This window comes from Streptomyces sp. NBC_00016 (assembly GCF_045040885.1).
Lineage (GTDB): Bacteria > Actinomycetota > Actinomycetes > Streptomycetales > Streptomycetaceae > Streptomyces > Streptomyces coriariae.
Window position 1 is genome coordinate 454,661 of record NZ_CP108304.1, and the last position, 26,628, is coordinate 481,288.

Genomic DNA, 26,628 nt, shown 5'->3' on the forward strand with positions numbered 1-26,628 from the left:
GTGTCGAGGCCGGAGACCGCCTCCCTCGTTCCCTCCGACCGCCCGACGGCGTGCCCTAGGTCGGGGGGAGGTGCGTGGAGTGACCGTCATGAGCAGCTGCGCGCAGCGCGGCGATGACAGCCGTGGTCGTGGGATTCGCCATGTCGGTGTGGCGCGTCGCGGCGAACAGCAGGCGGTGGATCGGGTGATCCTCGATGAGCGAGGTGCGGATTCCCGCTGCCGTCGGGATGAAGCGACCAGCGCCATGGGCCTGTCCGCCGGATTCCCCCCCGGGGCGCGGCTTCTACTGCCGTGGCCGCTTCGGGGTGCTCGGTGAGGTGCCGGTCCCGGTGATCCAGGCGGTCCAAGGTTTCCTCGGCCCCGGCCTCATCTCCGCAGGCTGGTCGGCCGGGCGGGACGTGATGTCGGCAGAGGCTGCCACCGCCTGCTACGCCCGGGCCATCTGGCAGTGGGGGCACACTCACATCCCCGGCAGCGTCGACGTAGAGCGCTTCAACCGGCTGGCACAGCAGCTGATCGACGCTGCCGACGCGGACGCACTGCCTCTGTTCGCCGGCTGGCGTGCACAGCCGTACCCCGACGAAGACCCGGTCGGTGCGGCCATGCAGCGCATACATGTGCTGCGTGAGCACCGCGGCGCCTGCCACCTGGCCGCGGTGCGCCTGTGTGGGCTGACCGCCCAGGCGGCCATGGTCATCAACCTCGGCGTCGAGCAGGCGGCCCACTACGGGTGGGCACAACCAGACCCCGCGGCCGCAATTTTGCTCCCCCAGTGGCAGCGCGCCGAGCGACTCACCAACGAGCTTCAGGCACCGCTCTATGCCACCCTGACCACCCAGCAGCGCACCGAATTCGGTCAACTCGTCAGCGAGTTGACCACCCCTCCGCTGTCCCTGCAGGAGAACGACCTGGCTGACTACACGTACGTCGAGTGCTGAGGTGGCCGGTGCCGTCACCGGCGGGGTTTCCTCCGTCGGAGGACTGCGCCGCAGTCGCCAGGGCTTCCGCCAGCGGGGAGAGAAGCACACGCGGGCCCTGGCATCTGCGCCGTTCGGTGCGCGTGGTCCACGCGCACCGGGGGCGGCCACCGCGCAACGGCCCGCGCTATACGACGCCCTGGGCCGTCATCGCTTCCGCCACTCGCAGGAAGCCCGCGATGTTGGCGCCCAGGACGTAGTCGTCGGGGGTGCCTCCGTACCTCTCGGCGGTGGTGCGGCACTGGTCGTGGACACCCCGCATGACGGCTGCCAGACGGGTCTCGGTCTGCTCGAAGGTCCACACGTCGCGGGAGGCGTTCTGCTGCATCTCCAGCGCGGAGGTGGCCACGCCGCCCGCGTTGGCGGCCTTGCCGGGACCGAACAGGACGCCCGCCTCACGGAAGATCTCGATCGCCTCCGGGGTGCACGGCATGTTGGCGCCCTCGGCGACGGCCAGAACGCCGTTCTTCACCAGCACCCCCGCTTCCTGTCCGCCCAGTTCGTTCTGCGTGGCACACGGCAGCGCGATGTCGCAGGGCACCTCGAAGACCGATCCCCGGTCGGAGAACCGCGCCGCGGGCTTGGCCTCCGCGTAGGCCGACAGGCGCGCCCGCCGTACCTCCTTTACCGTCTTCAGCAGCTCCAGGTCGATGCCGTCCGCGTCGACCAGATAGCCGGAGGAGTCCGAACAGGCCACTACGGACCCGCCCAGCGCGTGCACCTTTTCGATCGCGTAGACCGCCACGTTCCCCGACCCGGAGACCACGGCCTTGCGGCCGTCGAGACCCTGTCCACGCGTGGCCAGCATCTCCTGCGCGAAGTACACCGCACCGTAGCCGGTGGCCTCGGTCCGAGCCTGGGAGCCGCCCCAGGTGACGCCCTTGCCGGTCAGGACTCCCGCCTCGAAGCGGTTGGTGATCCGCTTGTACTGGCCGAAGAGGTAGCCGATCTCGCGCCCGCCCACCCCGATGTCCCCGGCGGGGACGTCGGTGTGCTCGCCCAGGTGCCGGTACAGCTCGGTCATGAACGCCTGGCAGAAACGCATGACCTCGTGGTCGCTGCGACCCTTGGGATCAAAGTCCGAGCCGCCCTTGCCGCCGCCGATCGCCAGCCCGGTCAGCGCGTTCTTGAAAATCTGCTCGAAGCCCAGGAATTTCACGATGCCGAGGTTCACGCTCGGATGGAAGCGAAGGCCGCCCTTGTAGGGGCCGAGGGCGCTGCTGAACTCCACCCGGATGCCGCGGTTGACCTGTACCCGCCCGGCGTCGTCCACCCACGGCACCCGGAAGATCAGCTGTCGCTCGGGCTCGCACAGCCGCTCGGGGATCAACGCGTCGACGTACTCCGGATGCGCCTGCAAGGCCGGCGCCAGCGTGTGCAGCACCTCTCCCACCGCCTGGTGAAACTCGGTCTCACCGGCGTTGCGCCGGCAGACCTGTGCGTAGACGGCCTCGATGTGAGCACTGGGGTTCATGCGCGCCTGCTCTCCTGTGTTCCGCCAGGCACTCACCTTCGTCCAGCGTGCCTGGCCGCTGTCCTGTCAACGAATACGGACGACAGGAGTCTCTGTGTCAGCGAAGAAGGTCACCGATATGTGTTCCGGCGGCCGCGTTTCTCGCCGCGGTCTCAAGGAGACTGGGCTTGTCACGCAAATGACGATCACTCAGACGCTGGGCGGTTCAGCGTCAGCCGTGCCCGGTCCCTCGGCGTGAGGAGAGGGAAACCACCGTGGTGTGGATGAGGCAGCCCATGACTGCGCCGACCGCGTACCAGAGCAGGTCGATTGCATTGAAGGTGGAACCGAGCACGAGGCGGGCAACGGTGCTTCTCTGCGCGAGTTCTGCCGGCACCTGGCTGAGCTGCAGGAACTCGACTGCGCAACTGACGGCCAGCGCGCCTCCAGCGGCCTTCAGTCGCGTGACCCGCGGCGCCGCCAGAACGACAAGGGTGAGAAGCAGGAGGGTGTACAGCGCGTCTCCACCGTACTTGGCCACGTTCCCTGACACCCCCGCCCTGAGTCCCAGCCCCGCGACGATGGTCACCATCGCGGCGCCGAACGCCACCAGACGGGTCCGTACCTGGTCGGCGGCGCCGTGATGGGTTTCGGAGATGCGAGCCACAAGGTCATACTGCCTCAACGCCGGTGCTCGCGGTGGAGCCCACCGCAGCCGCGCAGGTCGTCGTCCGCTCCCTTGCCGGGAATCCTCCGACCTGCGCGGGCGTGGCGCTCAGCTCGCGCGCGGTGGTCATGGCGCGGTGGTGATGACAGTGGGCTCGTCGGTCACCTTCGGTATCCCGTCGAAGGAGAGGGACGCGTCGCCGCGGAGGTTCCGCCGATGAGTTTCCGGCGGTTGTGCCGTCTACCCATCGACGAAGGGAGCGCACCATGCGCAAGATCATCGTTTGCACGTTCCTGACGCTGGACGGCGTCATGCAGGCGCCGGGCGGCCCGGACGAGGACGCCGAGAGCGGCTTCGAGCACGGCGGCTGGCAGAAGCCGGTGACCGACGACGAGGTCGGCGCGGCCATCGCCGGTTGGTACGAGCACTCCGACGCGATGCTGCTCGGACGCAAGACGTACGACATCTTCGCGTCGTACTGGCCGACCGCCGATCCCGACAACCCGTTCACTCATCGGATGAACAGCATGCACAAGTACGTGGCGTCCCGGACCCTGACGTCCGTCGAGTGGCAGAACTCCACGCTGTTGGAGGGCGACATCGTCGATGCCGTACGCACGCTGAAGGCGTCCGACGGCGGCAACCTCAATGTCGTCGGCAGCGGCGACCTCGCCCAGACCCTCATGCGGCACGGCCTCGTCGACGAGTACCGGCTGACCATCCATCCGGTGATCATCGGCACCGGCAAGCGACTGTTCGCCGACGGAGCGATCCCCGCTGCGCTGGAGCCGGTCAGCGTCTCGACGACGAAGGGCGGCACCATCGTCGCCGTCTACCGGCCGAACGGTAAGCCCAGCTACGACAGCTACTAGGACCTGTCCGGGCGATCGCTGGTCCCATTACCGTGGTCGACGACGAGGCACCGACGGGGCTCGTCGGCTGCTCGCCCACGACGATCCCGCCCGGGCTCCGATCGTCGCGGTGCAGGGCTCCGCCTGGCACGCCAGGTTCGATGTCACCCACAATGCCTACGACCTGCGCGAGGCCGTCCGGGCCATCGAACAGGCCCTGGCCACCGGGAGCGGCCCGGCGACAGATCGGCTGCGATTGCGGTGGCTGGCCAACCTGGCCCAGGCATATCGGGATCTCCACGACAGGGCCGCGGGCGAGGTGCACCACGGCCGGGTGGCTGCCCTGGCCGAGCAATGGCGGTCCGGGCAGCCGGGCGAACCGGCCGAGCGGATCTACGCAGGATTCGCCCTCGGCTCCCTCACCCACGCCATGGGTGACCATGACATCGCGATAGAACTGCTCGACGCGGCAGTCGCCCTGCTGCCCACCACCACTCCCCGGGCCAACGGCTGGTACGACAACGAACCGCGGCTCCGCAACCACTTCGGCCTCACCGAGGAAGCCGTCGCGGCCCACCTCACCGGATCGGATCCCCGGGGCGCCGTCGAGATCGCCGAGGCCGGCCGGGGTGTACTGCTCTCGTCGGCGCTCGACACCAGGTCCGACCTGACCGACCTCGCCGCGGCTCAACCCGGCCTGGCCCGCGCGTTCGACCGAAGTCGGCGGCAGTTCGACGCCGTCGGCGCAGCGAGCCGGCCGGGAACGTGGGCCGGCCATCAGCGGCTGCTGGAACAGATCCGGACGACGGCGGGATTCGAGCGTTTCCTGCAACCGCCCCGCTTCACCGACCTGCGATCATCCGTGCCTGCTGGAGCCGCGGTCCTGGTCAACTCGGGGAAGCACCGCAGCGATGCCATCATCATCACCGGCGACGCCGAGCCGATCGTCGTCGCCCTGCCCGGCCTGCGCAACGACGGCATACTGTTTTGGGTCGCCTCACTCCTCGGCGTGGTCAGCGACCCGCCGTCGCTCGCCAGCACACTGCGCCAGCGCCGGGTCCTGAGCGACCTCCTCGCCTGGCTGTGGACCACCACGGCCGAACGGGTCTTCGACGCCCTCGGCCCGCCCGGCCCCGAAGCCCACCGGGTGTGGTGGGTGCCCACCGGCCTGCTAGGTCTCTTCCCCTGGCACGCCGCAGGCCTACCCGGCCAGCCGGGCAGCCTCGACCTCGCAGTCTCGTCGTACGCGCCGACCTTGCGGGTACTCGCCCACGCCCACAGCCGACCTGTCGCGAGCACCCGACGGCAGCTCACCGTCGCGCTGGAACACACACCGGGTCTGCCCCGGCTCCCGGGCACTGCGGCCGAGGCAGCGCACCTGCACGCCTCCCGGCCTGGCCCGCACATGCTCGTCGACTCCGCCGCCACCGTCGCTGCCGTACGCGCCGCGCTGCCTGCAACCACCTGGGCACACTTCGCCTGCCGTGCAGTATCCGATTTCAACGCGCCGACCGGCGGCGCAATCCACCTTGAAGACGGCGTGATCACCGTCACCGACATCAGCCGCCTCCGGCTCCAGAGCGCCGAACTCGCCTACCTCTCCGCCTGCTCGACAGCAGATCGAGGACTGGGTGCCAACGAATCGATCAATCTCGCCTCCGCGTTCCATCTGGCCGGCTTCCGGCACGTCATCGCCACCCTCTGGCCCCTCTACGACACCATCGCCGCCGGAGCTGCGCGCACCTTCTACCAGCATCTTCCCGACGGCACGACCGCCGATGACGCCGCCCTGGCCCTGCACCGCGTGATCCGCAAGCTGCGTGCCGAGCATCCCAACCGCCCCGACTTGTGGACTGGCCTCATGCACAGCGGGCCGTGACCTCGCTGAAGTCGCGCAGCGCGTTGAAGTACTTCCACAGGCACTCCCGCGGACCGCCGACGATGTGGTCGGCCCCATGGCCGATCAGAGAGCAGACCTCGCGCTCGTCGGCCGGCCGGGCGGCCAGGAGGGCAGGCATGGTCGATCTGGTCGAGCAGTTCGGAATCACGGGCCACTTGGGCGCGGGACAGAGCAGTTGAGGGCGGCGCGAAGGGACCGACTGCGTGCGGGTGCGTACTGAGGAAACTCAGGTCGCCGACGCGACCTGACGGGCATCCCGCTCCTGCTGCGCCTGGTCGGCCATTCCGTCCGGGCGGCCGAAGGGCGGGAGGGAGCAGCCGTACATCTAGTTCCGGCCGCGATCTATGCCACTGGCTGGTTTGTGGTGCATGGTGAGGTGCGGGTTCCGCCTCCCCCGGGGCAAGGATCCCTTTGCTGGGCCCTGCCGTCTGCTACGGATGGCAGGGCTCGCCGCGCCTCCCGGCTCCCCACGGGAGGCATGCGGCTGCCCCGGCGTGGATACGGAGAGCCTCCGCCCGGCCGCCACCGGGATCTGCGACCGGTTCGATCCGGCGATCTCGAGCCGTCGCGCGATCAGCAACACCGATTCGGCGCCGCGGATTTGAGTGAAAAGTACTCGCTGCCGTCTCCCGCTCCCCGGCCCGCACGCTCAGCCCAGCCCTGCTCGACCTCGACCTCGACCTCGACCTCGACTTCGACCTCGACCTCGACCTCGACCTCGACCTCGACCTCGACCTGCCGATCGCACGCGCCCCTCCCCGGGGTCGTCAAACAGCCGGCACCCGGGCCAGGTTCGGGAGCGCGATGGCGGTGGCCGCCCTGTGGGTGCAGCACCGTCATCCCCTCGACGGGAGGGGCACCGAAAAGCGCACCTTGCCCATATCGTCACTCAGACGATAATCTCGGATCATGAACAAGGCGCCGTCACAACTCACCGCTCAGGCCTGCGAGATGACCGACGAGGAACTGGCCCAGCAAGCAGCGCAAGTGGCCGCGGGCTGGGTATCCGCCGACACTCCCCTGTCCCAGGACCAGGGATGGCATCTGGTCGGTCTGCAATACGCCGGGTCCGCGCAGGGCGAGATGCACACCTGGGACGGCGTCCGAGCGTGGCAGCAGCAACTGGTCCAGGCGCTCAAGGCCGCCGACGGCTCCGCGGACAGTGCCGGCCGTATCGCCACGGCGAGGAGCGAAGCGGTCGCGCAGATGCGCGACAAGTTTCTCGCCGGCATTCGCTCGGCCGAACAGCTCAACAAGACCTGGATCAGCTCCACCGACCCCCGAGCCGCGCTGTGCGCCTTCATCAGCCGGTTCCAGTAGTCCGGCGGACGGCACAAGGATCCTGGCGACACCACCGAAGAGTTTCAACGAAGGAGTGTCCATGGGCTACGACTGGCTCGTCCGGGGAACCATCGAACTGCGCCCGCCAGTCCCGCTCGCACAGCTGACAGACCTGCTGGACCAGGCCGCCTTCCGGGGGAAGTGCCAGGTCGCGCCCCCAGGACTGGACGAACCGGAGTTGGCCGAACTGGTCACGCGAGCCCGCTGGGTGCTCGTTCCGGACGCCGCGGCGGGCACTGACAACGAAGGCAGGCCGCAGGCCATCGGGTATCTGCGTGTGAACGATCCCGGGATCGAGTCGCCCGAGGTCGACGCGCGGCTTGAGGGTCTGTCGGCAGTGATGGGCGCGGACCATGTCTTCGTCGGCCGGCTCGGCTACTGGGGTGACATGGGGGGCGAGGACGGCGAGATCGTGCCCCCTGCGAACGGCGAGTCGCCGTCGTGGATCCAGATCGGCGGCCGTTTCTGGTGACGACGCCCCGCAGGGGTGCGCAGCCCTGACGAACAGCCCGGCGCCCCGCCCATGCGCGCGTCACGTCGGCGAGCCCGGCCTCGACGGGCCCGAGACGACACACGGGCTCCCGGAATCTGCGAGCGGGCGGCGCGGCCCGCCGGGCAGCCGCGACTGTCACGGCTTCAGTAGGTCGGGGCCCTCTTTACGCACCATCAGGACGGCCGGCCTTTCGCCAGGCGGACGAGTGCAGGTCGCCCTCCGGGCATGGCCGAAAGACGTATGCCCGGCGGGTCTCAGGTGAGTGGCCAGTTGCGGAGGAGGGCGTCGGCCATCTCCTGGAGTTCGTCGCGGCAGACACCGCTCGCGGCCTGCACGGCGAGGCCGTAGGCGAAGGTGGTGAGGCAGCGGGCCAGTAGTCCCGGATCGGTCTGCGGAGGCAGGTCGCCGTCGTCGACGGCACGCTGGAACCGCTCCCGGACGCAGGAGTAGCCGGTGGTGCGCCAGGCGACCAGGAGGTCATGGACTTCCTGCCCGGAGTCGCTGGTCACCAAGGCGCTCTGGACGCCCAGGCATCCGTGGGGCTGGGCCGGGCGGGTGGTGGTTCGAACGGTGCCGGCCAGGATCGCGGTGGCGACGCCGAGGGCGGTCGGCTCCTCCAAGGCTCGGGCCAGGTATGCGCTCGGGCCTTCGGTGTAGCGCTCCAGGACCTTGCGGAACAGCTTCTCCTTGTTGCCGAAGGCCGCGTACATGCTGGTGGTGGAGATGCCCATCGCGTTCGTCAGGCCGGCCGTGCTGGCCCCCTCGTAGCCGTGCTTCCAGAAAACCAGCATGGCGCGCTCTAGAGCTTCGTCGGCGTCGAATCCTCGCGGCCGGCCGACAGGGCCGCTCTGTTTCGTCTCCACCTCCGCAGCCTACCTTTCCGCAGCGATCGCTGCAGAAGTGCTACCGTTCGACTTCCGCAGCGATCGCTGCAGAAATCGAAGGGGCTACTCACGTGGGATTACTTGAGGGAAAGACCGCTCTCGTCACCGGGGGCAGCGCCGGAATCGGCCTGGCCAGTGCCATCAGGCTGGCGGCCGAGGGCGCGCACGTGTTCATCACCGGCCGACGCAAGACCGAACTCGACGCGGCTGTCGAAGTGATCGGTCCAGCGGCCACCGCGGTGACCGGCGACATCTCGAACCTGGCCGACCTGGACCGGCTCTACGAGACGATCCGCAACCGGGGACGAGGTCTGGACGTACTGTTCGCGAATGCTTCCGTCGCCTCGCTCGTGCCGCTGGAGCAGGTCACCGAGGAGCACTTCGACACCCTTTTCGGCATCAACGTCCGGGGCACGCTGTTCACCGTTCAGAAGGCGCTGCCCCTGCTCAACGACGGCGCTTCGGTCATCCTGAACGGCTCTACCAACGTGGACGTCGGCGATGAGGCACTCGGCGTGTACGCGGCGACCAAGGCCGCCACCCGATCGTTCTCCCGGACCTGGGCCAACGAGCTGAAGGGACGCGGCATCCGCGTCAACACCATCACACCCGGCCCGACCGACACCCCTGCGCTGTCGGGGCTCACTCCCACCCCGGAGCAGTTCAAGCAGCACCTGGCGACGCGCGTGCCGCTGGGCCGGGTCGGGCGCCCGGAGGAGATCGCCGCCGCCGTGGCCTTCCTCGCCTCCGAGCAGAGCAGCTTCATCACCGGTTCGAGCCTGTACGTCGACGGCGGTCTCAACCAGATCTGAGAGGCGCAGCACGTACGACAACCAGCGGGATCATCGGCGCGGGCGAAGTCGGCAGCCAGATCGCCCGTGCGGCACTGGTCAACGGATACGAAGTCGTCATCGCCAACTCACGGGGCCCCGAGACCCTCGACGCCCTTGTCGCTGAACTCGGCCCGTCAGCGCGCGCCGCGCACGCTGCGGATGTCGGGGACCACCCTGAACGGTGAGCCGGCCAGCCGGGACGACCTCCTCGCCGTTCAACAGCACGACGTGGACGCGGTTCCGGATCTCCACTGGGAACCCAAGGAACTGCTCTTCGACGATGACCGTCTGGCCGCGCGCCTGGTCAACACGGGTACCCCGGTGAAGACATGGCTCGGCGTGGCTCCCACCGGCGCCTCGTTCGAGATCGTCGAGTACGCCATCTACCAGGTCCGCAACGGACGGTTCGTGCACATGACCGCCCTGCACGACGCCGGCGAAGTGCACCGGCAGCTGACCGGCTGACCGCCTGACCGGCTGACCTACGGGTTCAGCGTCTTCAACTTCTTCAACGTCAGCGAATCAAAGAACAGTCCGAACATCAGCAACGGCCCATTCCAGCCACACAACTCGTGAGGATACGCAATGCCCATCACACTGATCACCGGGGCCAACAAGGGCATCGGCTTCGAGACAGCCAGACAGCTTCTGGAGTTGGGACACATTGTCTACATCGGCGCGCGGGATCTCGAGCGAGGCGAGAAGGCAGCGGCGGAGCTCGGCGCCCGGTTCGTACAGCTCGACGTGACCGACGACTCATCGGTGAGCAACGCGCTGGCGACGATCGACTCGGCCGAGGGCCGGCTCGACGTCCTGGTGAACAACGCGGGCATCCTGGGGCACGGGGTCACCGACGGCCCCACGGCACTCCGGGCCTTCGACACCAACGCGGTGGGAATCGTGCGCGTCACGGAGGCGGCGCTTCCGCTGCTGCGCAAGTCCTCGAACCCCACCGTGGTCACGGTTTCCAGCAGTGCCGGGTCCTTCTGGGCCGTCACCAATCCGGACCGGCCGGAGTTCAACCTGCCGTTGGCGCTCTACTCCGCGTCGAAGTCCGCGGCCACCATGCTCACGGTCCAGTACGCCAAGTCCCAGCCTGACATCAAGTTCAACGCGGTCGAGCCCGGCACCACCGCGACCGACCTGACCGCGGCATTCGGAGTCGGAAGGACGCCTGAGGAGAGTGCCAGGGTCGTCGTGCGGCTCGCAACGCTCGACGCGGACGGTCCGACGGGAACGTTCCAGGACGAGAACGGGGAAGTTCCCTGGTAGTCGCATGGGAAACGGTCGGGGGCGGCCCAGGTGGGCTGCCCCCGACCGTTCCCCCAGCCCTGACGATCCTGAGTCCGCTCTTGGTGATGCACGCGGTCAAGCGTGGCCGCCGGGTTCATGGCGAGGCGCGGAGCACCGGTCGTGCAGGCCAGGCTCGACGAGGCGGCCTCGGCCTTCACAGACAGCAGAGCGTTGCGGTGAAGCGACGGTCTCTTCACGGTCGTCGGGTGCGCGCCGTGTGGGTGCGGAAACGGCCGGAAGGCGAACCGCCACCCGCGGCAGGAAGCAACCGACGAGGGGCCCCATGCACAGTGCGATCAGCACGGTGCCGACCCCGACCGTCCCACCCAGAAGCCAGCCGGCGCAGGCAACAGCGACTTCGATGCCGGTGCGAACAAGGGCGACGGGTAGGCGGGTGAGCCGAACGAGTCCGGTCATGATGCCGTCGCGTGGTCCCGACCCGAACTGCGCGCCGAGGTAGAGCGCGTCGAAGAATGCCAGAGCGACAAGGCCGAGCGCGAGATAGCCGATCTCGGCGAGTGGCCCCTGTGGGTTGGGGAGCACAGTCGCGGTGGCATCCGCGGCGAAGCCGACGATCGCGACGTTGAGGAGCGTGCCCAGCCCGGGCAGTTCTCGCAGCGGGATCCATGCGACAAGCACAACCAGCGAGATCAGGTTCGTCGCCCAACCGAACGAGATGTCGAGGGATCTGGCGGTGCCCTCTGTGAGCACGTTCCAGCTGGCCGCGCCAAGCCCGGACTGGACAAGCAGCATGACGGCGGCTCCGTATCCCGTCAGGCCGAGCAGGAGCTGTGGGATCCGACGTGCCTTTCGGGCCGCCCGGACCTGGGCGAATGCGTTCATGCGCGGGAGCACGGGTGGGTCGTGACGAGCCGGGACGGAGGTGTGTGCCGTGGAGGGACGAGGTGCCATAGGGCGAGTCTCCGGGCGATCTGGCACTCGATTCCATAGCCAGATTGGTTAGGCTGGTCGGGTGAAAATCAGCTCACACGCGGTGGCCCGGATGTTGGGGACCTGGCAGGAGGGGCCGGGGCCGGCGCATCAACGTCTCTCCGACAGGCTGCGTCTGCTCATCCTGGACGGCCGCCTCTCCCTCGGTGTTGCCCTGCCGAGCGAGCGTGACCTGGCTGTCGCGCTCGACACCAGCAGAACCACCGTCGGTACCGCGTTTCGCACGCTGGCCGAGCACGGATACCTCGCCACACAGCCGCGTACCAGGGCGACGGTACGGCTTCCTGACAGCACCACGTCCGAGCACCCGGTCGGCACGGACACGGAGACCCTCGACCTGTCCTTTGCCGCGCCGGCCGCTCCCGTAGAAATCCTCCACGCCGCATTCGCGAGCGCTCTCGAACAACTGCCACGACACTTCGAGCGGCACGGCTACGACCGGTACGGCACCGCGGAGCTGCGCGAAGCAGTCGCCCACTGGTATGCGCGGAGAGGACTGCCCACCCGGCCCGATCACGTACTGATCACCAACGGCGCACAGCACGCGCTCGCTCTTCTGACGCGCATACTCCTGTCGCCACGCGACAGAGTCCTCATCGACCATCCGACCTACCCGCACGCGATCACGACATTCACTCAAGCGCGTGCCCGACTTCTCCCCGTCGCCGTGACGTCTTCCGGCTGGGACACCGAGCAACTCCACGCAGCAGGGCAAATCGCGAACCTGGCGTACCTGATACCCGACTTTCACAACCCGACCGGGATGTGCATGCCCACTGACGTGCGCGAACGCCTCAGTCTCGCGTGTCCCACGGTCGTCGACGAGACCATGGCCGATCTGGCTCTGGACGTTCCGAGCCCCGAGCCCCTCGCGCTGCACATGTCGGCCGCCATCAGCATCGGCTCCGTGTCCAAGAGCGTCTGGGGCGGCCTACGCATAGGCTGGATCCGCGCTCTGCCCTCGCTCCTGGAACGCGTCGAAAAGGCCCGTCCCACGACAGATCTCGGCACCCCCGTCGTCGAACAGCTCGCCACAGCCGTCCTCCTGAACGAGCAACAGACCCAGCGGCCGGACACGCTCCAGCAACTCAGGTCGCAGCGTGACGCCCTGCGCCAAGCACTCACCGAGCACCTACCGAACGTCCACGCCCTGCCGGCGGCCGGCGGTGTGACGCTGTGGGCAACCTTCCCCGAGCCCGTCAGCTCACGGCTGGCAGCCATCGCGCCTGACCACGGAGTGACCATCGCGGCCGGGCCTCGATTCGGGATCGGGGGTGCGTTCGAGCGCAACATCCGACTGCCGTACACGCTTCCTTCGGGTCAACTGGTCCCGGCAATCCGCAGACTCGCACAGGCAGAACAGGCACTCGCACGAGGCGCCACCGGAAGGCACACCCCAGCACCCATCGCGTGAGCGTGGCGCGGGACGGAGGCGACGCGGGTCTGCCGGACCTGCGCGCGCCCGCCCAACCACTGCCCCGGACAAGGCAATCGGGCCCATCCCCTCACCGCGTCAGCCGCTGGAACCGGCCGTGAGCACGATCTTGCCCCGGATGTGCCCTCGGGCGGCGCGCTCGTGTGCTGCTCGGGCATCCGCGAGCGCGAACGTGCTGTCGATCGCGACGCGGACTCTGCCCGCGTCGAGCAGGCGCCCCAGTTCCGCAAGCTGTGCGCCGTTCGAGCGAACCTGTGCGCTCGAGACCGTGACGCCCAGCTTCGCGGTCTCGTCTTCGTCGAAATCCCCGGGGAGCACGGGGAACTGGGCGCCACCGCGCTTCAGCGTACGCAGGAATCGCTTGCTGTCGGGCCCGCCGACGGTGTCGAGAACGAGGTCGACGCCGTGCACGAGTTCCTCAGGACGACTCTTGGTGTAGTCGATGAACCGGTCGACGCCGAGCTCGCTCAGGAACGATTCATGCGCGCCCGATGCCACCGCTATGACGTGTGCGCCCTTCCACTTCGCCAGCTGTAGCGCGAAATGCCCCACTCCGCCCGCGGCACCGTTGATGAGCACCGTCGTGTCGGCGTCGAGCGCAGTCGGGCGATGCGGCGCCGCCTGGAACGGCGAGGGGTGACCGTGTCCGACCTCGATCAGGAACTGCCATGCCGTCAGCCCGGCCATGGGGGCCCCGGCGGCCTGCACGTGGTCGATGCCGGCCGGCTTGCGTGCGAGGTCCGCCGCAGGCGCGGCCACGTACTCGGCGTATGCGCTGCCGTCGAAGCTGGGAAATCGCAGAAGGCCGAAGACCTCATCACCTACGGCGAGGCCGTCTACGTCCGAGGCAATGGCCTCGACGACGCCCGACACGTCCGTCCCCGGAATCACCGGCAGTCTGACCGTCGATGCCGTCTCCCCAGGCATCCTGGTCAGCCCGCCGCGCAGGTACCAGTCCGGAGGATTGACGCCGACCGCGTGAACGCGAACGAGCACCTCACCCGGCCCCGGCTCGGGAATCGGCACCTCGTCGTAGCGCAGAACTTCCGGGCCTCCGTGCTCATGCAGCCGGACCGCCCTCATCGTGTGTATCGGCATCATTTTCTCCTGCCCGCGCAGCGGGATAGGCTTATCCGGATCAGCGCTCCACATAAGTGGACCACTGATCCGAATATATGGACCACTGATCCGGATAGTCAAGAGGGACAGATGCGGGCCGACGCCAGGAAGAACCGCGACCACGTGCTCGCAGTCGCGGGAACCGCCATCACCGAGCACGGCTCGGACGTCTCCATGCGCGACATCGCGCGCAGGGCCGACGTCGGACTCGCGACGCTGCTGCGTCACTTCCCGACGCGCGAGGCGCTGCTCGAAGCCTTGCTCCGCACGAGCTTCAACGGGCTGACGGCAAAGGCAGGCGAGCTCGAGACATCGAGCTCTCCCGAGGATGCTCTCGTTTCGTGGCTGCGCGACTGCGTCGCATGGACGACCGAGTACCAGGGAGTGACCGCGCTGATGACAGCAGCCATCGAGGACACCGACTCCGCGCTCCACGCTTCGTGCGTCACGTTGCGCGCGGCCGGTGCCCGGCTCCTTGCCCGTGCCCAGGCGTCGGGCGCGGCGCGGACCGACATTGACGGCACCGATCTGTTCGCGTTGGTGGCAGGGCTCGCATGGCTCAGCGATCAACCCTCCCTCGCCCCACGCGCCGACCACCTCTTCGACGTTGTCGCGAGCGCGATCCTGACGAATCCAGCGAGCACCGATCCCGGGACAACGCCGCCCCCGGGCCGTAACTGAAATCGAGCGAGTGAGGGGAATGAAGCAGGTCGGCATCGGCATCGGCTCAGTCACCCACTCGCCCTGCGGTCGCGGCTTCATCGACTGCTGGTGGTGTGCGCGGCGGCAGCCTTCCCGCGCTGCGGTTGATCGCTGGCGTGGGCGTGCGACTGCACCTGCTGTCCAACCGGTCGGCGTTGCGGTGCGCCCAGTGCAGCACCAGCCACGACTTGCCCACCCCGCCGACACCGGCAATGGCGGAGACGACCACCGTGCCCGCCGTGCCCGAACCCGCCCGCACCGAGGCATCCAGTCGGCCCAGCTCGTCCTCGCGGCCCACGAACGGCCTGGGCGGGGCGGGGCGGGGCGGGCAACTGACGCGGTACCGGAACCGCCGAGGGCTCCAACGTGCCCGCCGCCGCAGCCAGCAACTCATCGAGTTCGGCCGGCCGAAGATCCAGTGCCGCCGCCAGCTGACGCACTGACGCGAGCTGCGGACTACGGCGCCTACCGGTCTCCACGCCGCGGATCGTGCTCACCGAAACACCCGAAAGCTCCGCCAGAGCCTCCTGCGTCAGCCCCGCACGTCACCGCAACCGCCGTACCGCTCCCGCGAGATGATCCCCATAGGAACTTCCTCCCAGGACCACCCACCACACGGCGAGCGTGACCTGTTCGGCGCGAGCCGAAGGACGACCTGCGCCAGCGGCAGTCGACTGAAGATCCTTGTGGCCGTCCCGGACCGACGAGAACCTCCCAGCTCCCCCGTGGGCCGGCTTCTGGCTTCTGTCGGCCACTGGAACGCATGTCAGCCCCGTTGGAAGAACGCGAGTATCTTCTGGCTGGCGTCCGGCGACGCCAGGATTTCCTGGACGTGCGCGGACAGCCGACCGGCGGCACTGGTGCGCTCGAACATCTCGCGTTCGTATTCCTTGATGGCGGCCGGAAAGTCGTCCGGGTGCGCGGTCAGCGCGAGGCCGAGCAGCGCGCCGTCGAGCAGCGCCATGTTGGCGCCCTGCCCCACCGGCGGCATCAGGTGCGCGGCATCGCCGAGCAGCGTGACGTCCGGCATCGACGGCCAGGTCAGGCCGACCGGGAGGGTGGTGATCGACCGCGGCAGGACCGTGTCGTCGCAGGCGGCGATCAGTGCGGTGAACCGTGGGTCCCAGCCCGTGAACAGGTCGATCAGCCGCTCCCGAGCGGCGGCTGGGTCGTCGAAAGGGATCCCGCTGGTGGCGAACCAGTCCTCGGCGGTGTGGAAGCTGAGGCCGATGCATACGCGGCCGTTGCCGTTGCGCTGCGCCGACAGGGACTGTCCGTTGCCGAGCACCCAGTAGTTGCCGCGCCCGACCATCGCCGCGAGGTCGGGGTGGGTGCGGTCGATGTCGGGAATGCCGAGTTCAACGACGTTCTGGCCGGTGTGGGCCGGTCGGGCGTCGGTGAGCAGCGCGCGGACCCGGGAGTTCGCGCCGTCGGCGCCGACCAGCAGGTCGTACGTCGCACTGCTGCCGTCGGCGAAGTGCAGCACGCCACGGTCGACGGACTCCACCGTGTGCCCCCAGCGCACCGCGTGTTCGGGGAGGGAGTCCAGCAGCAGGTTGCGCAGATCGGCGCGGTCGACCTCGGGTCGCTCGAGCGGGGCGTCGTCGGGCGTATCCTCCTGCAGCAGCAGGGTTCCGTCCGGCTCGAGAAGGCGCAGGTCCTGGCCTTCACGACGGGCAATCGCGTGGAACCCGTCGATCAGACCGGCCTCGCGTAACGCCCGCTGCCCGGTCCCGGAGTGCAGATCGAGCATGCCGCCCTGACCGCGCGCGCGGCGCGACGATTCCCGTTCGTACACGACGGCGTCGATGCCGTTCACGTGCAACACACGGGCAAGGGCCAGGCCCCCCAAGCCTGCTCCGACGATGGCGATGGTGCTGGTGCTGGTGCTGGTCATGGTTGCCTCCTATTCACGGCATTGACTACTCGCGAGAGTGCGACCCGTGCGCCTGGGCCACTCCCGGCGGGGCGTCGAACGCGGTCCCTGACTCGCCGATCGCCCCGGCCGGAATTGTGGTCAGCCGGCCGGCCTGGGACGGCTCGGCGAGGCGCGCCTGCCGGCGCGTGCCGGCCGACGGCGACGACCTGACAGGCGTCGCTCTGCGCCTCGATGAGCCCGGCGAACGCGCCTGTGAACGACCTCCTGGTCGCCGGCGAGAACGGTGCCGGCGCGTCGTCGCTCACCACGCCCCCGTCCTCGCCTGTCCCACCGACAGGTCCCGGCCCGCTGTTCGGCCGGTTCACCGGCGGAGCCGGGGCGCGAGGACCGTGCGCACGACTTTGGCCACGTTGTTCGCGGCGGATCCGTCCTCTTCTCCGGGCTCCGGTTCCAGCACACGCCGGATCTGCAGCAACAGCTGGTTGGTCGACCGCCAGAGCGGGACGAACATGCCGGCCACCGGCCCGACGCCCTGGATCGGGCCGTTGGACAGCTCGGTGACCGTCTTGGCGATCGTGACCGTTGCCGGGTCCCGCAGGATCACGTGCACCTCGTCGCCGACCAGCCGGATTTCCATCTTGCGCGCGGCGGCCTCCTCCGGGTTCGCGTCGGTGGTCGTCTCGGGATCCAGTTCGTCGATCTTGGCGGCGACCGCGTCCGGGTCGACCCCGAGTTCGCGCAGCACCTTGGCCGCCATGCTGTTCTCCGCCCGCAGCATCGCCTCCAGCAGGTGATGGCTGCCGACCGGTGCGCCACCGGCCAGCGCGCTGGCGGCGGACACGGTGTCCTCGGTGGCTGCTGTGCCCGCTGGCCATGGGCCCGCCGCGACGTCCTGCGATCCCTCCGATGACGCCAGCACCGCGGCACGGATCTTGCTGATCGGATTGATCCGCTCGGCAAGTACCTTCGCGCCGACGCCCTCACCTTCCGTGACCAGGGCAAGCAGGATGTGTTCCGTACCGATGGAGGTGTGGTGCAGTTGCAGCGCCTCGCGCAGGGCGAGGTCCAGCGTCTTCTTCGCGCGCGGGGCGAACGGGATATGGCCGCTCAGCTGCTGCGTGCCGGGCTTGACCACCGCTGCGATATCGACCTGCGCCGTCTCCTTGTCGTACCCGAGCTGGTGCAGAACCTTCGCCGCCGTGCTGTCGGGCGCGTCGAGCAGCCCCAACAGGATGTGCTCCGTGCCGATGTAGTTGTGCTTGAGCAGCCTCGCCTCCTCCTGAGCCGTGACGACCACCTTGCGGGCTTCCACCGTGAACCTTTCAAATGACATGGTTTTATGGTCCCAACCCTGTCAATACACTGCTATTGATAGGGTCACCATGCTGAAGGGAGGGTGTGATGGAGACACCGTCGGACTGGGAGGGCCGGCTCGCGCGTTGGCAGAACGAGCTGGAACTGTTCGAGCAGCTGGACGAGAAACCCTGGGTCACACTGGCCAAGGCGGAAGCGGAGACCGGCGTCTCCCGCTCCGCCCTGCGGTCCTGGTATCGCAATGGCGAGATCCGGTCCCGGCTGGTGGACGGCCCGAACGGGCCGCAGCGTCTGGTCCAGTTGGACGCGGTGATCGAGCGCGCCGCCGCGTCACCGCGCATTCAGCGCAGGGCGGAGCGAGAAGTCAGTCTGGAAGCCCAGGTCACCCTGCTACGGCACCGGGTTGACCAACTTGAACTGCGGCTGGCCGCTCTGGAACGGAAGTGACCGGCGCGAGCAGCGCCAGGTCATCGGCCCGGACCGGTGCCATCGTCGCCGGACCCGCCCGCCTCATCGGCGACCAGGGCGTACGGCCGGTCCAGCGGCGCCCGTAGGGGAACGCGGCGGCAACGGGCTGGAGCGCTCGGCCGGGACCACCGCGGTCCCTGCCACGTGCACCATCACGTGTTTCCGCCGCGTCTGCTCCAGCAGGCGCTGACTGAGTCGCCGCAGGTGACTGTCCCCAAGTGCATTGCGTAAACGGTCGGTTCGGCGGCGAGGCCGGCCGGGCTGCCCGGGACGGGAAGGGCAGCGCGGACGCGGTCATCCCGGCGATATTCGGCTGAAGCGGTGTGTAGGCGTAGAGCACGGCGGCGTCGAAGCCCTGCGGAACTCGGCCCCATATCCTCGCAGCCGTCGCCTGAACCTGCCGAGTTCCGTCCATAGACCGTTTGGACTCAGCCACCGCTCTTTATGGACTCAGCCACCGCTCTTTCGACGGAACGACCGCTGACTCGCGGCCGGGCCGTGCGCGCCGTGGATCTTCGACGTGTCGGTGTTCGCGGCGAGGTCGGCGGCGTCCGCCTGCTTGCCCCGCTTGCGCTCCAAGGCCTCCCGGAACTTGCGCTTCAAGTCGTACTGACCGTCGTCATCGGGCGAGAGGGCACGGCTCTCGCCGTCAACCGGCTCCGAGCCCTCGGGCAATGCGGACTCTGCGGCCATGGTGACCTCCTGGGACTGGGCAGTGGAAAGCACAGCTTGTCATGGCGAGCACCGCTCGAGGCACCACCCCTGGAGCTCCCCGCCCCAGCTCTGTTCTCCGACAGGGCCGGAAAACCCGGGCGCGGCGGGCTGCCGTGCCATGTGATGATCCTGCCGGTGCGCCGGGGCTGTCGGCGCATCAGTCGCTTGACCACACCCTTGGGGGGTAGCAATGAGACTGTTCGCTGCTGGACGCCCGTTACGCCTGAGATCCGGCGCCGCCGTGGCGGTGGCGGTCGGCCTGTTGACTGCCGGCCTTGCCACGCCCGTGTTCGCTGACGACGACCCGCCGCAGACCGACCAGTTGTCGATCGACGAGCCGTACGAGCAGACACTGCCGCTCGGCATCGACGGCGGTCAGCCGCAGTCCCGCCCCCTCGGCGTCGGCATCTACCACGACAACGCGAACTTCACGGTGACCGACGGCAGGCTCACCGTCGACGTCTCCGAACTCACCGGGGTCGCCGAGGTGACCTGGCCTGACAACTGCACGCCGAGCGGCACGAGCGCGGTGTGCGACGTACCCGTGGTGCCCGTGATCGACGGCGATTACGAGAACCAGGTGCTCCTGACGGTGCGCGCGGCCGACGGCGCCGCAGTCGGCGCACAGGGCAGGATCACCTACGAGGCGACGGCCACCGGCGGCCCCGACGGCACGCTCACCGCGCCGCACGAGAGCTCCGAAACCACGCTCACCGTCGGCACCGGGCCCGACCTCACCATCGATCCCATCGCCGACATCGAGGGCGGTCAGCCCGGCGACGAGCGGACGATCCCGCTCAAGATCACCAACAACGGCAACGAGAGCGCGAACGGGTTCACCGTCCAGTTGTACGCCTCGTACGGCCTGACGGATCTGACCCGGTACGACGCCTGCACCTACACCGTGACGGACGGCAGCGACTACTCACCGTCGAGCATGGTGATCTGCACGTTCGACCAGGTGCTGGCGCCGGGCGACTCCTTCGAGCTGCCCGAGCCGCTGACGGTGCGACTCGCACCGCGCGCGCTGAACGAGCGGCTCGACATCGACGTCGAACCGGGCGGCGGCGCCCAGGACATCAACTCCGGGAACGACTACGTGGCCCTCCAGATCGGCGTGGAGAACACCGCGGACTTCTCCGTGACCGGTGACTCCATCTCCGGTGCGGCGGGCGAGACGGCCACGGCCGAGCTCACGTTCAAGAACAACGGGCCGGCCTGGTTCGCACACCTCGGCTCCGGCGACCCGGTCGCCAAGGTCCGGCTGATCGTGCCCGAGGGCACCAAGGTCACCGGCGTCCCGTCCGGCTGCTCCCCGCGCACCCTCGCCGGCGGCTACTACCCGAAGCAGACGGGCGCCCCGCGCTACGACTGCAACCTGCGGTACTGGGTGCTGGAGGACACGCAGCGCACGTTCGCGTTCTCCGTGCGCGTCGACACCGTGGTGCCCGGTGCGACCGGTGCCGTGAGCATCCACCCCTCGTTCGGCGAGTTCGGCCAGTCCCCCTTCGACTTCGACCCGGACCTCACGAACAACACGGCGGTCCTGACCGTCAACTGACCGGCCCGGCGGGTTCGGAGCAGCCCTTTGAACAGCTGCTCCGAACCCGCGCAGAGCATCCTTCAGGCCTTGCCGGCCGAGCGCGGTGTGAGCATCGTCCAGGCGACAACGCCCCGCGAAGTCTGTGAAGTCGTTCCGCAAATAGAGTCGGACGGCTTCAGCCGGATCTGCTGACGTCCTCTGGCTCCAGATGGCGCGCATCTTCCCGCTGTACCGTTTCGACTCACGCAACCGCCGGGACAGCTACCAAGCCGGAGGGCGGGGGTCGGCCCCGTGCCGCTCGCCTCCGCGTCATGGCTGCTCCGCGTTCGCGACTGCCGTACGGTCTGCAGGCTGCGGCCTCGACTGAGCGGGGAGGGGAAGGTGGCGGTCCGGTGTGTCGACGGTGTAGGCGTCGGCGTCGAAATGGCTCAGGCTGCGCACGAGTTGTCCGGTGGACCACGGCCAGGCGAAGGTGTTGTGCCCGGTGGAGGTGAAGTAGTAGCTGGTGCAGCCGCCCGTGTTGTAGACCGTGGTCGCGAGCGCCTCCTGGACGGCGTTGTTGTGCGCGGCCTGTGCGGCCGGCCTGACGTTCAGGGCGCGAGGCCCTCCCCGGTCGAGGTGGGCCAGGGCAGCGACCAGGTACGTCAGTTGCGCCTCAAGGATCGTGATCGCGGACGTGGAGCCGCCGAGCAGGTTGGGCCCCAGCAGCAGGAAGAGGTTGGGGAAGCCGCTCACGGTGGTGCCCAGGTACGCCTGCGGTTCGTCGCCCCATGCTTCGTCGAGTGTCCGACCGTTCATGCCGTACAGCGTCGTGGCCAGCGGCAGCTCGCCGACGCGGAAACCCGTGGCCTCGATGAGCACGTCGGTGTGGACGGTGGTGCCGTCGGCGCCGACGACCTCGTTGCCGCGTACGGCGCTCACGGCGGTCGGATGCAGACGCACGTGCGGCTGGGACAGGGCCGGGTAGAAGGTGCTCGACGTCAGCAGGCGCTTGCAGCCCAGCCGGTAGTCAGGCGTCAGGTGCCGCCGCAGCTGCCGGTCACGGACGGCGAGGCGCAGGTGTGCGCGGGCCCCCGCCTCGAGGAGCCGGGCGGCCTGCGGGTGACGGAAGGCATAGCCGAAGCCCTCCTGCAGGGCGTACTGACCGGCGCGCAGGACACCGCGAGCGCCGGGGACGCCGTCCACAAGCCGGTTGAAGGCGGCGGGTAACGGCAGATCGGGCTTGGGCAGCACCCACTGGGGTGTGCGCTGGATGAGGTTGACGGTCGCGGCCCGGGCTTCGATGGCCGGGACGATCTGGACGGCGGAGGCGCCGCCGCCCACGACGGTCACCCGTCGCCCGGTCAGGTCGACGCTGTGATCCCACCGGGCGCTGTGGAACACGGGACCGTCGAAGTCCTCGATGCCGGGCACCTCCAGGCGGCGCGGGACGTGCCACGGGCCGGTGGCCAGGACCAGTACCGCCGCGCTGTAGGGCCCGTCGCTGGTCTCCAGCAGCCAGCGGCCGGCCGCCCCGTCCCATCGTGCCCCCAGCACCTCGACGCCGCAGCGCAGCACGTCACCGAGCCGGTACCGCTCGGCCGTCGCCCGCAGATAGGCGAGGATCTCCCGCTGTCCGGCGAAGACCCTGCTCCAGGCGGCATCCGGCGTGAAGGAGTAGCTGTAGAGCGTTGAGGGCACATCGCAGGCGCAGCCCGGGTAGGTGTTCTCCCTCCAGGTGCCGCCGAGGTGTGTCCCTTTCTCCAGGACGAGGACGTCGTCACATCCTGCCTCGCGAAGCCGGACGGCGGCCCCGATCCCGGAGAACCCAGCTCCGACGACGACGGCCCGCACGTCCCTCACAATCCGCTCACTCTGCGCCGGAATCACAGCAACGCTCCAGCCGTGCGGCCTGCGCACAGGCCATCGCCCGCGCGGAGCCCCCGCGGGGCCGTCGGGCGGGCTGGCCCTCGCAGTCGGGCCCGTCGGGCAGCGGTCTGAGCGGCAGCGCGGGGCAGAGGAACCGTCGGGGCCGTACCCCGCTCGCATGGTGTGATCACGCACCGACAACGACCCTGACGCCCGCGGCGTCACCCCCCGCCGCCCGGGCTTGGGCGAGCATCGATGCGGCCGGCGATGTCAGGACCATGCGGTCACCTCTACGGGGCCATGCCGCACTGCCGCACTGCCGCACTGCCGCTCTGGCGCTCTGGCGCTCTGGCGCTCTGGCGCTCTGGCGCTCTACGGAGCCCTTGCTCGGGCGGCCGCGGTCGACTCGGGGAAGTTTCGACTGCGGCCGCCCGGACGCTGGAGCGAGGGGAGCACTCCACACTTACCAGCGCATCGTCCGGCTTCCCCGCGGTGCCGACCGCATACTGCTCCGTACGGGTGGCGCTCTCCGTCGCGAAGACCGATTTCGTGACGATGCTCTTCTCCATGGCCAAGGACTGCGGAAGAGCCGACAGACCGGCCGAGGAAACGTGCAGGACCAGGCATGGAAGCCGAGCTGAGATCGGGCCACTGCCGGACTTGGGCTGCAAGGAGTACAGGCCTGCCGGTCGGACGGACATGGGCTCGGCGACATGCGGAAGGGGCCCGGCAATGCCGGGCCCCTTCCTTTCGTAGCGGGGACAGGATTTGAACCTGCGACCTCTGGGTTATGAGCCCAGCGAGCTACCGAGCTGCTCCACCCCGCGTCGGTAATGCCACCCTACACGTGATCCACGGGTCGCTGCGTCGGGCGGCTCCCGGTAGCCATTGCCGGAGACTTTGGAGCAGTGGGCGAAAACGTCCGGTGCGCCGCCGTCCTGGGCGATAAACCCGGGGGCAATGGCCGCGGAGAGCTACGCCCCCGCCGGCGCGGGTGTGGCGATGGTCACGAGAGGGGGCCTGCCGCTCGGGCGGTTCCGGGGCGGCCAGCTGTTCTCAGCCCGCGTGGACGCCGCCTTCGGTGCGGGAGGCGCCCTCGGTCGCCGCCATGTCCTGCGTGCCGATGACGCGGAGCAGCTCGAGCTGAGCGGCGCCCTCGGTACCGGGCGGGGCCGTGAACCACAGGAGGCGCTGGCGGCCGTCCTCGCTGAACAGGCTGTGGCAGTCCAACTCGATGACGCCCAGCGTGGGGTGCACGATGCGCTTGTGATCGGTGCGGCGCAGGCCTACGTCGTGGGTGTCCCACAGGGCGGCGAACTCCGCGCTCCGCCGCCGCAGGGCGGCCGTCATTCCGACGACTGCGGTGTCGCGGCTCCGGCGGGCGGCGACTGCCTGCAGGTCGGCGACGAAGACCCGTGAGTGGTGCGGATGGTCCTCGGGCGGGTAGATCGCGCGGGCAGCCGGATCGGTGAACCAGCGGTACGCGAAGCCGGTGGCGGGGCCACGCGGTTCCGGCGCCCGGCCGAGCAGCGCCACGGCCAGCTCGTTCTGGACGAGGGTCTCGTGCAGGTCGGTGATGACCTGGGCCGGGGTGGTGGCCAGCCTGTCCAGCAACCCGAGCAGGGCGGGCTGGACGTACCGCGCGCTCGCGCCGTGCGCCGACGCGGGCAGCGGCCGGTCGGCGAGATGGAACAGGTGATCACGCTGGTCGCCGTCCAGCCGCAGCGCCCGGGCGAGGGCGGCCAGTGTCTGGGACGACGGCTGGGCGCCGCGTCCGCGCTCCAGCTCGGTGTAGTAGTCGGCCGACGGGCCCGCCAGTTGCGCAACCTCCTCGCGCCGCAGGCCGGGCACCCGGCGTCGGGGCCCGACGGGCAGCCCGACGTCGGCCGGCCGGATCCGATCACGCCGGGACCTGAGGAACGCCGCAAGCTCGGGAAGGTTCACGCGCTCATCGTCGCCTCTGCGACGGGGTCCGAGCCAGGGGCTGGTGACCCCTGGGTGGGCTCAGCCCTGGCCGGAGCTGGTGACTCGGGCACATGGTTGCCCCCTCAGGGTCCGCCTCCTGCTCATGGTGAGCAGCTCCGGCGCCCCCGTACGAAGAGAGAGCACCATGCCATTCGCGAACTTCAAGGTCCCCGCCGGCGCCCTCACCGCAGAGCAGAAGGAGCAGATCATCACGCGCACCACCGACCTGTACGCCGAGATCTTCGGCGACCGCGCCCGAGCCACCACCCTCGTACTGGTCGAAGAGGTCGCCGACGCCGGCTGGGGCATCGGCGGCGATGTCCTCACGCTTGCCAAAATCCAGCAGACGCCGCAGGAGTGACGGCCCGGCCGGTCGATGACGGCCCGGTCGTCGAAACGGTAACCCTTGGCCCCGGTGTGCGGCCCCGGCCCCGGCCGACAGCTCCTCGAACGGCTCCTGCCGGCGGGCCGGATCTACGCTGGCACCTGCGGCCAGTCCACCAATCAGATCAATCGCGCTCTACGGCTGGACTGTGAGGTCACGCTGATACCAAGTGCCCGGCTTGCCACCGAGGTCGGCCGGGCCGGCCGGGCCGACCGGGACGAAGCCGGCCTTGGTCAGCACCTTCTGGGACGCGACATTCTCGCGGGAGGTGCCCGCCCGCAGTGTGCGCAGCCCGTGTCGCGCCGCCGCCAGCCGGCACAGCTCCCGGACGGTCGCGGTCGCCACGCCGCGGCCGGCGACGTGCTGCGCAACCCGGTAGCCGAGCTCTGCGGTGCCGTCCTTCAAGTCGTACAGGTTGAACCGGCCCAGAACCGAGCCGTCCTCGCCGACGAGCACGTAGAAGGCGCAGATGCCCGCCTCCTGCTCAGCCAGCAAGGCGCTGTACCGGTCGGTGAACCGGTCGTAGAACTCGTCGCCGCGGTCGGAGACCGAGGCGGCGAAGTAGGCGCGGTTCGCCAGCTCGAAGGCCAGGACCGCCGGGGCGTGGCCGGCATGCAGCCGTTTCAACTCGGGCACCGCCCGACCCTACCCGGGTGGCGCGCTGAGGCCACCTGAGTTTCCGCCCAGCGCGGACAGACCCCAAGGTCACGGCATATGACGATCTACGACCGGAGTACCAGGTGTCACATATATGCCTGGATATCGAGCTGCACGTTCTCGAAGTTTCCTTCGGCCAGGTCCCGGGGGTGGATCAACCAGGATGCGGCGCAGTTGAGAGGGGTGTCCACGAACTCGTAGTCCGCGTGTGCCAGCAAGATGAACGCTTCGTCGTCGGTGACGGGCCAGGGGGCCGGGTCGTGATGTATCACGCTTGAGTACCCGCCCAGGGTGAGTTCGCCGTTCATGGTCTCGTCCAGGTAATCCTGCAGGTAAGGGTGGATGAGACGCACGGTTTCCTGGTCGGCGGTGTCATTGTTGGTATCGGGCATGAACCGGTCGAGCCGGCCTCGGAGGGGGTACGACTCGAACGTGTAGGACGCGTCCTCTTCACAGGGGACCCGTTCCGTCGTTGCCGTTCCGGCCGGGACGTACACCACCCGGCCTTCCTTCGTGGGCCCCGGGACGTAGCTCGGCTCGCTGTTGTTGGCGAAGAACAGCAGATGCCCGTCCTCCGGCAGCGGTATGTCCAGGTCGCCGACCGGAACCGCGGCACAGTCGACCGAAGCGATAAAGGCGGGGAAGCCGGACCATTCAACGTCCGGGGGAAGCTGGGGATGGCCTCCGTACTGTCCGACGACAGGAGCATCGGAGTCGTCCATCGACCGCAGCTCCAAGCGCGGACGGGCGAGCCGGAGCGCCCTGTCGAGGAGATGCTCGGGCACGTCTCGTTTGCGAGCCGCCACGCGATATTCGTCAAGCGCGTTCATGGGCCGACAGTCTGCCTCAGCGGTCTGACACAGCCCCCGCTTGCCTCTTCGGACTCTCCGGAGCAAAAGGGCAGTCCATTGATGCGCGTTCGTGGGCTAGTTGGAAGCCGGATCATTCGGCCTCCT

29 protein-coding genes, 1 tRNA gene and 2 pseudogenes are annotated in these 26,628 nt (G+C 69.1%); 15 read left to right on the forward strand and 17 right to left on the reverse strand.

Annotated elements, in window-relative coordinates:
• Positions 1-227 precede the first annotated feature (227 nt).
• Positions 228-938: a helix-turn-helix domain-containing protein gene (locus OG933_RS02200; protein ID WP_405633206.1), complete on the forward strand. Its 711-nt coding sequence runs from the start codon at positions 228-230 to the stop codon at positions 936-938.
• A 166-nt stretch (positions 939-1,104) separates the two neighbouring features.
• Here the strand turns inward: OG933_RS02200 and gdhA are convergent, their stop codons facing one another.
• Both gdhA and OG933_RS02210 read right to left on the reverse strand, forming a co-directional pair.
• Positions 1,105-2,451: an NADP-specific glutamate dehydrogenase gene (gdhA, locus tag OG933_RS02205; RefSeq protein WP_405625001.1), complete on the reverse strand. Its 1,347-nt coding sequence runs from the start codon at positions 2,449-2,451 to the stop codon at positions 1,105-1,107.
• 211 nt (positions 2,452-2,662) lie between these two features.
• Positions 2,663-3,022, reverse strand: coding sequence for a DUF2809 domain-containing protein (locus OG933_RS02210; RefSeq protein WP_405633208.1), 360 nt, complete (start codon positions 3,020-3,022; stop codon positions 2,663-2,665).
• Between the two features lie 341 nt (positions 3,023-3,363).
• Here OG933_RS02210 and OG933_RS02215 point away from each other — a divergent pair, with 341 nt between their 5' ends.
• Together OG933_RS02215 and OG933_RS02220 are read left to right on the forward strand one after the other, a co-directional pair.
• Positions 3,364-3,969, forward strand: coding sequence for a dihydrofolate reductase family protein (locus tag OG933_RS02215; RefSeq protein ID WP_405625003.1), 606 nt, complete (start codon positions 3,364-3,366; stop codon positions 3,967-3,969).
• Between the two features lie 109 nt (positions 3,970-4,078).
• Positions 4,079-5,827 (forward strand): CHAT domain-containing protein, encoded by a 1,749-nt coding sequence (locus OG933_RS02220; protein WP_405625005.1) that lies wholly within the window; start codon positions 4,079-4,081, stop codon positions 5,825-5,827.
• On the opposite strand, the gene OG933_RS02225 is transcribed toward OG933_RS02220, so the two are convergent.
• A complete protein-coding gene (locus tag OG933_RS02225) occupies positions 5,808-5,966 on the reverse strand; it encodes a hypothetical protein (protein ID WP_405625007.1) in 159 nt (52 codons plus the stop codon). The genes OG933_RS02220 and OG933_RS02225 overlap by 20 nt on opposite strands.
• Positions 5,967-6,421: 455 nt before the next feature.
• On the reverse strand, positions 6,422-6,688 hold the full coding sequence (locus OG933_RS02230) for a hypothetical protein (protein WP_405625009.1): 267 nt from the start codon (positions 6,686-6,688) through the stop codon (positions 6,422-6,424).
• A 69-nt stretch (positions 6,689-6,757) separates the two neighbouring features.
• Between OG933_RS02230 and OG933_RS02235 the strand changes: the two genes are divergently transcribed.
• Together OG933_RS02235 and OG933_RS02240 are read left to right on the forward strand one after the other, a co-directional pair.
• The gene (locus OG933_RS02235) at positions 6,758-7,168 is read left to right on the forward strand and encodes a hypothetical protein (RefSeq protein ID WP_362530896.1); all 411 of its coding nucleotides are present in this window, start codon (positions 6,758-6,760) and stop codon (positions 7,166-7,168) included.
• A gap of 61 nt (positions 7,169-7,229) precedes the next feature.
• Positions 7,230-7,661: a hypothetical protein gene (locus OG933_RS02240; protein WP_405625011.1), complete on the forward strand. Its 432-nt coding sequence runs from the start codon at positions 7,230-7,232 to the stop codon at positions 7,659-7,661.
• A 275-nt stretch (positions 7,662-7,936) separates the two neighbouring features.
• On the opposite strand, the gene OG933_RS02245 is transcribed toward OG933_RS02240, so the two are convergent.
• Positions 7,937-8,545 carry a TetR/AcrR family transcriptional regulator gene (locus OG933_RS02245; RefSeq protein ID WP_405625013.1) on the reverse strand — a complete coding sequence of 203 codons (609 nt, stop codon included), beginning with the start codon at positions 8,543-8,545 and terminating at the stop codon, positions 7,937-7,939.
• A 92-nt stretch (positions 8,546-8,637) separates the two neighbouring features.
• On the opposite strand from OG933_RS02245, the gene OG933_RS02250 reads away from it, so the two are divergent.
• The 4 genes from OG933_RS02250 (at position 8,638) to OG933_RS02265 (ending at position 10,671) form a co-directional block, all read left to right on the forward strand.
• Complete coding sequence (locus tag OG933_RS02250) at positions 8,638-9,378, forward strand: SDR family NAD(P)-dependent oxidoreductase (RefSeq protein WP_405625015.1); 741 nt, start codon at positions 8,638-8,640, stop codon at positions 9,376-9,378.
• Positions 9,379-9,437: 59 nt separating this feature from the next.
• Positions 9,438-9,584: an NAD(P)-binding domain-containing protein gene (locus OG933_RS02255; RefSeq protein WP_405633211.1), complete on the forward strand. Its 147-nt coding sequence runs from the start codon at positions 9,438-9,440 to the stop codon at positions 9,582-9,584.
• A complete protein-coding gene (locus OG933_RS02260) occupies positions 9,514-9,864 on the forward strand; it encodes an ester cyclase (RefSeq protein ID WP_405625017.1) in 351 nt (116 codons plus the stop codon). Before OG933_RS02255 ends, OG933_RS02260 begins: the two co-directional genes overlap by 71 nt.
• A gap of 120 nt (positions 9,865-9,984) precedes the next feature.
• Positions 9,985-10,671 carry an SDR family NAD(P)-dependent oxidoreductase gene (locus OG933_RS02265; RefSeq protein ID WP_405625019.1) on the forward strand — a complete coding sequence of 229 codons (687 nt, stop codon included), beginning with the start codon at positions 9,985-9,987 and terminating at the stop codon, positions 10,669-10,671.
• Between the two features lie 96 nt (positions 10,672-10,767).
• Here the strand turns inward: OG933_RS02265 and OG933_RS02270 are convergent, their stop codons facing one another.
• Complete coding sequence (locus OG933_RS02270) at positions 10,768-11,535, reverse strand: YitT family protein (RefSeq protein ID WP_405625021.1); 768 nt, start codon at positions 11,533-11,535, stop codon at positions 10,768-10,770.
• A gap of 130 nt (positions 11,536-11,665) precedes the next feature.
• On the opposite strand from OG933_RS02270, the gene OG933_RS02275 reads away from it, so the two are divergent.
• Positions 11,666-13,057, forward strand: coding sequence for a PLP-dependent aminotransferase family protein (locus tag OG933_RS02275; RefSeq protein WP_405625023.1), 1,392 nt, complete (start codon positions 11,666-11,668; stop codon positions 13,055-13,057).
• A gap of 99 nt (positions 13,058-13,156) precedes the next feature.
• On the opposite strand, the gene OG933_RS02280 is transcribed toward OG933_RS02275, so the two are convergent.
• On the reverse strand, positions 13,157-14,176 hold the full coding sequence (locus tag OG933_RS02280) for an NADP-dependent oxidoreductase (RefSeq protein WP_405633214.1): 1,020 nt from the start codon (positions 14,174-14,176) through the stop codon (positions 13,157-13,159).
• 111 nt (positions 14,177-14,287) lie between these two features.
• On the opposite strand from OG933_RS02280, the gene OG933_RS02285 reads away from it, so the two are divergent.
• On the forward strand, positions 14,288-14,878 hold the full coding sequence (locus OG933_RS02285) for a TetR/AcrR family transcriptional regulator (protein ID WP_362530872.1): 591 nt from the start codon (positions 14,288-14,290) through the stop codon (positions 14,876-14,878).
• Between the two features lie 137 nt (positions 14,879-15,015).
• Complete coding sequence (locus OG933_RS02290) at positions 15,016-15,342, forward strand: hypothetical protein (protein ID WP_405633713.1); 327 nt, start codon at positions 15,016-15,018, stop codon at positions 15,340-15,342.
• Positions 15,343-15,345: 3 nt separating this feature from the next.
• Here the strand turns inward: OG933_RS02290 and OG933_RS02295 are convergent.
• The 3 genes and pseudogenes from OG933_RS02295 to OG933_RS02305 form a co-directional block, all read right to left on the reverse strand.
• A pseudogene (locus OG933_RS02295) lies at positions 15,346-15,396 on the reverse strand (hypothetical protein); the annotation flags it as partial.
• A 269-nt stretch (positions 15,397-15,665) separates the two neighbouring features.
• Entirely contained in the window at positions 15,666-16,796 is a 1,131-nt protein-coding gene (locus OG933_RS02300) for an FAD-dependent oxidoreductase (RefSeq protein ID WP_405625025.1), read from the reverse strand.
• A 343-nt stretch (positions 16,797-17,139) separates the two neighbouring features.
• Positions 17,140-18,111, reverse strand: coding sequence for a Clp protease N-terminal domain-containing protein (locus tag OG933_RS02305; protein ID WP_405625027.1), 972 nt, complete (start codon positions 18,109-18,111; stop codon positions 17,140-17,142).
• 68 nt (positions 18,112-18,179) lie between these two features.
• Here OG933_RS02305 and OG933_RS02310 point away from each other — a divergent pair, with 68 nt between their 5' ends.
• A complete protein-coding gene (locus OG933_RS02310) occupies positions 18,180-18,539 on the forward strand; it encodes an excisionase (protein WP_405625029.1) in 360 nt (119 codons plus the stop codon).
• Between the two features lie 471 nt (positions 18,540-19,010).
• Here OG933_RS02310 and OG933_RS02315 read toward each other — a convergent pair whose 3' ends face one another.
• Positions 19,011-19,253, reverse strand: a complete 243-nt coding sequence (locus tag OG933_RS02315; RefSeq protein WP_267022188.1) for a DUF5302 domain-containing protein — start codon at positions 19,251-19,253, stop codon at positions 19,011-19,013.
• A 307-nt stretch (positions 19,254-19,560) separates the two neighbouring features.
• Between OG933_RS02315 and OG933_RS02320 the strand changes: the two genes are divergently transcribed.
• Positions 19,561-20,835 carry a CARDB domain-containing protein gene (locus OG933_RS02320; RefSeq protein WP_405625031.1) on the forward strand — a complete coding sequence of 425 codons (1,275 nt, stop codon included), beginning with the start codon at positions 19,561-19,563 and terminating at the stop codon, positions 20,833-20,835.
• Between the two features lie 291 nt (positions 20,836-21,126).
• On the opposite strand, the gene OG933_RS02325 is transcribed toward OG933_RS02320, so the two are convergent.
• The 4 genes and pseudogenes from OG933_RS02325 to OG933_RS02340 form a co-directional block, all read right to left on the reverse strand.
• A complete protein-coding gene (locus OG933_RS02325) occupies positions 21,127-22,659 on the reverse strand; it encodes a flavin-containing monooxygenase (RefSeq protein ID WP_405625033.1) in 1,533 nt (510 codons plus the stop codon).
• A gap of 759 nt (positions 22,660-23,418) precedes the next feature.
• Positions 23,419-23,492 (reverse strand) — tRNA-Met (locus OG933_RS02330).
• Positions 23,493-23,540: 48 nt separating this feature from the next.
• Positions 23,541-23,627: pseudogene (locus tag OG933_RS02335) on the reverse strand (cold shock domain-containing protein); the annotation flags it as partial.
• A 94-nt stretch (positions 23,628-23,721) separates the two neighbouring features.
• Entirely contained in the window at positions 23,722-24,609 is an 888-nt protein-coding gene (locus tag OG933_RS02340; RefSeq protein ID WP_405625035.1) for a helix-turn-helix transcriptional regulator, read from the reverse strand.
• Positions 24,610-24,775: 166 nt separating this feature from the next.
• Between OG933_RS02340 and OG933_RS02345 the strand changes: the two genes are divergently transcribed.
• On the forward strand, positions 24,776-24,991 hold the full coding sequence (locus OG933_RS02345) for a 4-oxalocrotonate tautomerase family protein (RefSeq protein WP_362530846.1): 216 nt from the start codon (positions 24,776-24,778) through the stop codon (positions 24,989-24,991).
• A gap of 159 nt (positions 24,992-25,150) precedes the next feature.
• Here the strand turns inward: OG933_RS02345 and OG933_RS02350 are convergent, their stop codons facing one another.
• Positions 25,151-25,651: a GNAT family N-acetyltransferase gene (locus OG933_RS02350; RefSeq protein ID WP_405625037.1), complete on the reverse strand. Its 501-nt coding sequence runs from the start codon at positions 25,649-25,651 to the stop codon at positions 25,151-25,153.
• Between the two features lie 107 nt (positions 25,652-25,758).
• The gene (locus OG933_RS02355; RefSeq protein WP_405625039.1) at positions 25,759-26,502 is read right to left on the reverse strand and encodes a DUF1963 domain-containing protein; all 744 of its coding nucleotides are present in this window, start codon (positions 26,500-26,502) and stop codon (positions 25,759-25,761) included.
• Between the last annotated feature and the right edge of the window lie 126 nt (positions 26,503-26,628).